2 tRNA genes and 2 rRNA genes are annotated in these 4,855 nt (G+C 50.3%); all 4 read left to right on the top strand.

What is annotated here, in order from left to right:
- A 16S ribosomal RNA gene (locus tag A9G09_RS07125) occupies positions 1-1,462 on the top strand; the annotation flags it as partial.
- A 55-nt stretch (positions 1,463-1,517) separates the two neighbouring features.
- Positions 1,518-1,594, top strand: a tRNA-Ile gene (locus A9G09_RS07120).
- Between the two features lie 52 nt (positions 1,595-1,646).
- Positions 1,647-1,722: transfer RNA gene (locus tag A9G09_RS07115), tRNA-Ala, on the top strand.
- 201 nt (positions 1,723-1,923) lie between these two features.
- A 23S ribosomal RNA gene (locus A9G09_RS07110) occupies positions 1,924-4,822 on the top strand.
- The last annotated feature ends 33 nt before the right edge of the window (positions 4,823-4,855 follow it).

Here is a 4,855-nt window from a genome sequence, read left to right as displayed (position 1 = left end):
AGTGCTTGCACTTGATGACGAGTGGCGGACGGGTGAGTAAAGTATGGGGATCTGCCGAATGGAGGGGGACAACAGTTGGAAACGACTGCTAATACCGCATAATGTTGAGAGACCAAAGCATGGGACCTTCGGGCCATGCGCCATTTGATGAACCCATATGGGATTAGCTAGTTGGTGGGGTAAGGGCTCACCAAGGCGACGATCTCTAGCTGGTCTGAGAGGATGACCAGCCACACTGGAACTGAGACACGGTCCAGACTCCTACGGGAGGCAGCAGTGGGGAATATTGCACAATGGGGGGAACCCTGATGCAGCCATGCCGCGTGTATGAAGAAGGCCTTCGGGTTGTAAAGTACTTTCGGTAGTGAGGAAGGTGGTGTATCTAATAGGTGCATCAATTGACGTTAATTACAGAAGAAGCACCGGCTAACTCCGTGCCAGCAGCCGCGGTAATACGGAGGGTGCGAGCGTTAATCGGAATGACTGGGCGTAAAGGGCATGTAGGCGGATAATTAAGTTAGGTGTGAAAGCCCTGGGCTCAACCTAGGAATTGCACTTAAAACTGGTTATCTGGAGTATTGTAGAGGAAGGTAGAATTCCACGTGTAGCGGTGAAATGCGTAGAGATGTGGAGGAATACCGGTGGCGAAGGCGGCCTTCTGGACAGATACTGACGCTGAGATGCGAAAGCGTGGGGAGCAAACAGGATTAGATACCCTGGTAGTCCACGCTGTAAACGATGTCGATTTGGAGTTTGTTGCCCTGAGTGATGGGCTCCGAAGCTAACGCGATAAATCGACCGCCTGGGGAGTACGGCCGCAAGGTTAAAACTCAAATGAATTGACGGGGGCCCGCACAAGCGGTGGAGCATGTGGTTTAATTCGATGCAACGCGAAGAACCTTACCTGGTCTTGACATCCACAGAATCTTGCAGAGATGCGAGAGTGCCTTCGGGAACTGTGAGACAGGTGCTGCATGGCTGTCGTCAGCTCGTGTTGTGAAATGTTGGGTTAAGTCCCGCAACGAGCGCAACCCTTATCCTTTGTTGCCAGCGGTTTGGCCGGGAACTCAAAGGAGACTGCCGTTGATAAAGCGGAGGAAGGTGGGGACGACGTCAAGTCATCATGGCCCTTACGACCAGGGCTACACACGTGCTACAATGGCGTATACAAAGGGAGGCGACCTCGCGAGAGCAAGCGGACCTCATAAAGTACGTCTAAGTCCGGATTGGAGTCTGCAACTCGACTCCATGAAGTCGGAATCGCTAGTAATCGTGAATCAGAATGTCACGGTGAATACGTTCCCGGGCCTTGTACACACCGCCCGTCACACCATGGGAGTGGGTTGCACCAGAAGTAGATAGCTTAACCTTCGGGAGGGCGTTTACCACGGTGTGGTCCATGACTGGGGTGAAGTCGTAACAAGGTAACCGTAGGGGAACCTGCGGTTGGATCACCTCCTTACGAAGCGCTCGTAAGTGTTCACACAGATTGTTTGTTTAGAAAGAGTCACTTTATTGGGTCTGTAGCTCAGGTGGTTAGAGCGCACCCCTGATAAGGGTGAGGTCGGTGGTTCAAGTCCACTCAGACCCACCAATTCAACGGTAATGAGCGAAGATGCTTGATATGTTGAAGAAGTGAAGATAATGGGGCTATAGCTCAGCTGGGAGAGCGCCTGCCTTGCACGCAGGAGGCCAGCGGTTCGATCCCGCTTAGCTCCACCATTAAGATGTCTCTTTTGAATAAAATTATGTTTGTATTTACTTGAAAGAGTAAATAGAAAGATAATGCTCTTTAACAATTAGGAACAAGCTGAAAGAAACGAGTTCTCGTTTTTACGGAAAGCATTTGTATGTAAGTATAGATGTGGTGAAGTAGAAAAGAGAAAAAAGCGTAATTGAAACCAAGACAACTGTGAGTTGTAAGGTTAAGAAATTAAGCGTACACGGTGGATGCCTAGGCAATCAGAGGCGATGAAGGACGTGTTAATCTGCGAAAAGCGACGGTGAGCCGATAAAAGGCGCTATAACCGTTGATGTCCGAATGGGGAAACCCAGTGCAGGTGACTGCACTATCATCTGATGAATACATAGTCAGATGAGGCGAACCGGGAGAACTGAAACATCTAAGTACCCCGAGGAAAAGAAATCAACCGAGATTCCCAAAGTAGCGGCGAGCGAAATGGGAGCAGCCCAAGCGGGTAGCATAATGTATTAGTGGAAGCGTCTGGAAAGTCGCACGATAGAGGGTGAAAGTCCCGTACATGAAAGTAGATTATGTGGAAGCTTATAGAGTAGGGCGGGACACGTGATATCCTGTCTGAAGATGGGGGGACCATCCTCCAAGGCTAAATACTCCTGATTGACCGATAGTGAACCAGTACCGTGAGGGAAAGGCGAAAAGAACCCCGGGAGGGGAGTGAAATAGACCCTGAAACCGTGTACGTACAATCAGTGGGAGCATATACCGTTGGGTATGTGTGACTGCGTACCTTTTGTATAATGGGTCAGCGACTTATATTCTGTAGCAAGGTTAACCGAATAGGGGAGCCGAAGGGAAACCGAGTATTAACTGTGCGTTAAGTTGCAGGGTATAGACCCGAAACCCGGTGATCTAGCCATGGGCAGGTTGAAGGTTGGTTAACACTAACTGGAGGACCGAACCGACTAATGTTGAAAAATTAGCGGATGACCTGTGGCTGGGGGTGAAAGGCCAATCAAACCGGGAGATAGCTGGTTCTCCCCGAAAGCTATTTAGGTAGCGCCTCATGAGTAACTGTTGGGGGTAGAGCACTGTTTCGGCTAGGGGGCCATCCCGGCTTACCAACCCGATGCAAACTCCGAATACTGACAAGTTTAATCATGGGAGACACACGGCGGGTGCTAACGTTCGTCGTGAAGAGGGAAACAACCCAGACCGCCAGCTAAGGTCCCAAAGTCATAGTTAAGTGGGAAACGAAGTGGGAAGGCTTAGACAGCTAGGATGTTGGCTTAGAAGCAGCCATCATTTAAAGAAAGCGTAATAGCTCACTAGTCGAGTCGGCCTGCGCGGAAGATGTAACGGGGCTAAAACTATGCACCGAAGCTGCGGCAGTGCACGTAAGTGTATTGGGTAGGGGAGCGTTCTGTAAGCCGTAGAAGGTGTGTTGTGAGGCATGCTGGAGGTATCAGAAGTGCGAATGCTGACATAAGTAACGATAAAGCGGGTGAAAAGCCCGCTCGCCGGAAGACCAAGGGTTCCTGTCCAACGTTAATCGGGGCAGGGTGAGTCGACCCCTAAGGAGAGGCCGAAGGGCGTATCTGATGGGAAACGGGTTAATATTCCCGTACTGGCTATAACTGCGATGGGGGGACGAAGAAGGCTAGGTTTACCACCTATTGGATGGTGGGTTAAGCGTGTAGGGGTGTGATTAGGCAAATCCGGTCACTGAAACTCTGAGGCGTGATGACGAGCTACTAAGGTAGTGAAGTAATTGATGCCCTGCTTCCAGGAAAATCCTCTAAGCTTCAGGTTATAGTTAATCGTACCCGAAACCGACACAGGTGGTCAGGTAGAGAATACTCAGGCGCTTGAGAGAACTCGGGTGAAGGAACTAGGCAAAATGGTGCCGTAACTTCGGGAGAAGGCACGCTGATGGTAATTGAAATCCCGTGCGGATGTAGGTGAAATCAGTCGAAGATACCAGCTGGCTGCAACTGTTTAATAAAAACACAGCACTGTGCAAACACGAAAGTGGACGTATACGGTGTGACGCCTGCCCGGTGCTGGAAGGTTAATTGATGGGGTTATGCGTAAGCAGAAGCTCTTGATCGAAGCCCCAGTAAACGGCGGCCGTAACTATAACGGTCCTAAGGTAGCGAAATTCCTTGTCGGGTAAGTTCCGACCTGCACGAATGGCGTAATGATGGCCAGGCTGTCTCCACCCGAGACTCAGTGAAATTGAAATTGCCGTGAAGATGCGGTGTACCCGTGGCAAGACGGAAAGACCCCGTGAACCTTTACTATAGCTTGACAGTGAACATTGAGCCTTAATGTGTAGGATAGGTGGGAGACTAAGAAGCATGCACGCCAGTGTGTGTGGAGTCGACCTTGAAATACCACCCTTTAATGTTTGATGTTCTAACCTATACTTCTGAATCGAGGTAAGGGACACTGTCTGGTGGGTAGTTTGACTGGGGCGGTCTCCTCCCAAAGAGTAACGGAGGAGCACGAAGGTTAGCTAATCCTGGTCGGACATCAGGAGGTTAGTGCAATGGCAAAAGCTAGCTTGACTGCGAGAGTGACGGCTCGAGCAGGTACGAAAGTAGGTCATAGTGATCCGGTGGTTCTGAATGGAAGGGCCATCGCTCAACGGATAAAAGGTACTCCGGGGATAACAGGCTGATACCGCCCAAGAGTTCATATCGACGGCGGTGTTTGGCACCTCGATGTCGGCTCATCACATCCTGGGGCTGAAGTAGGTCCCAAGGGTACGGCTGTTCGCCGTTTAAAGTGGTACGCGAGCTGGGTTTAGAACGTCGTGAGACAGTTCGGTCCCTATCTGCCATGGGCGTAGGAAAATTGAGAGGGTTTGCTTCTAGTACGAGAGGACCGAAGTGAACGCACCGCTGGTGTTCGGGTTGTGATGCCAATTGCATTGCCCGGTAGCTACGTGCGGAATAGATAAGTGCTGAAAGCATCTAAGCACGAAACTAGCCTCGAGATGAGTTTTCCCTGATGAGAATCAGTAAGGTCCGTTTGAGACTAAGACGTAGATAGGTCAGGTGTGTAAGTGTAGTGATACATTGAGCTAACTGATACTAATGAACCGAGAGTCTTAACCTTACAACTCGGAGTTGTTTTGGATACGCGAAGTTG

Origin of the sequence: Gilliamella sp. wkB292 (genome assembly GCF_001690235.1) — a bacterium.
Taxonomy (GTDB): domain Bacteria; phylum Pseudomonadota; class Gammaproteobacteria; order Enterobacterales; family Orbaceae; genus Gilliamella; species Gilliamella apicola_F.
Note: the sequence above shows the minus strand (reverse complement) of the source record. Positions and strands in the feature narration are given on the sequence as shown.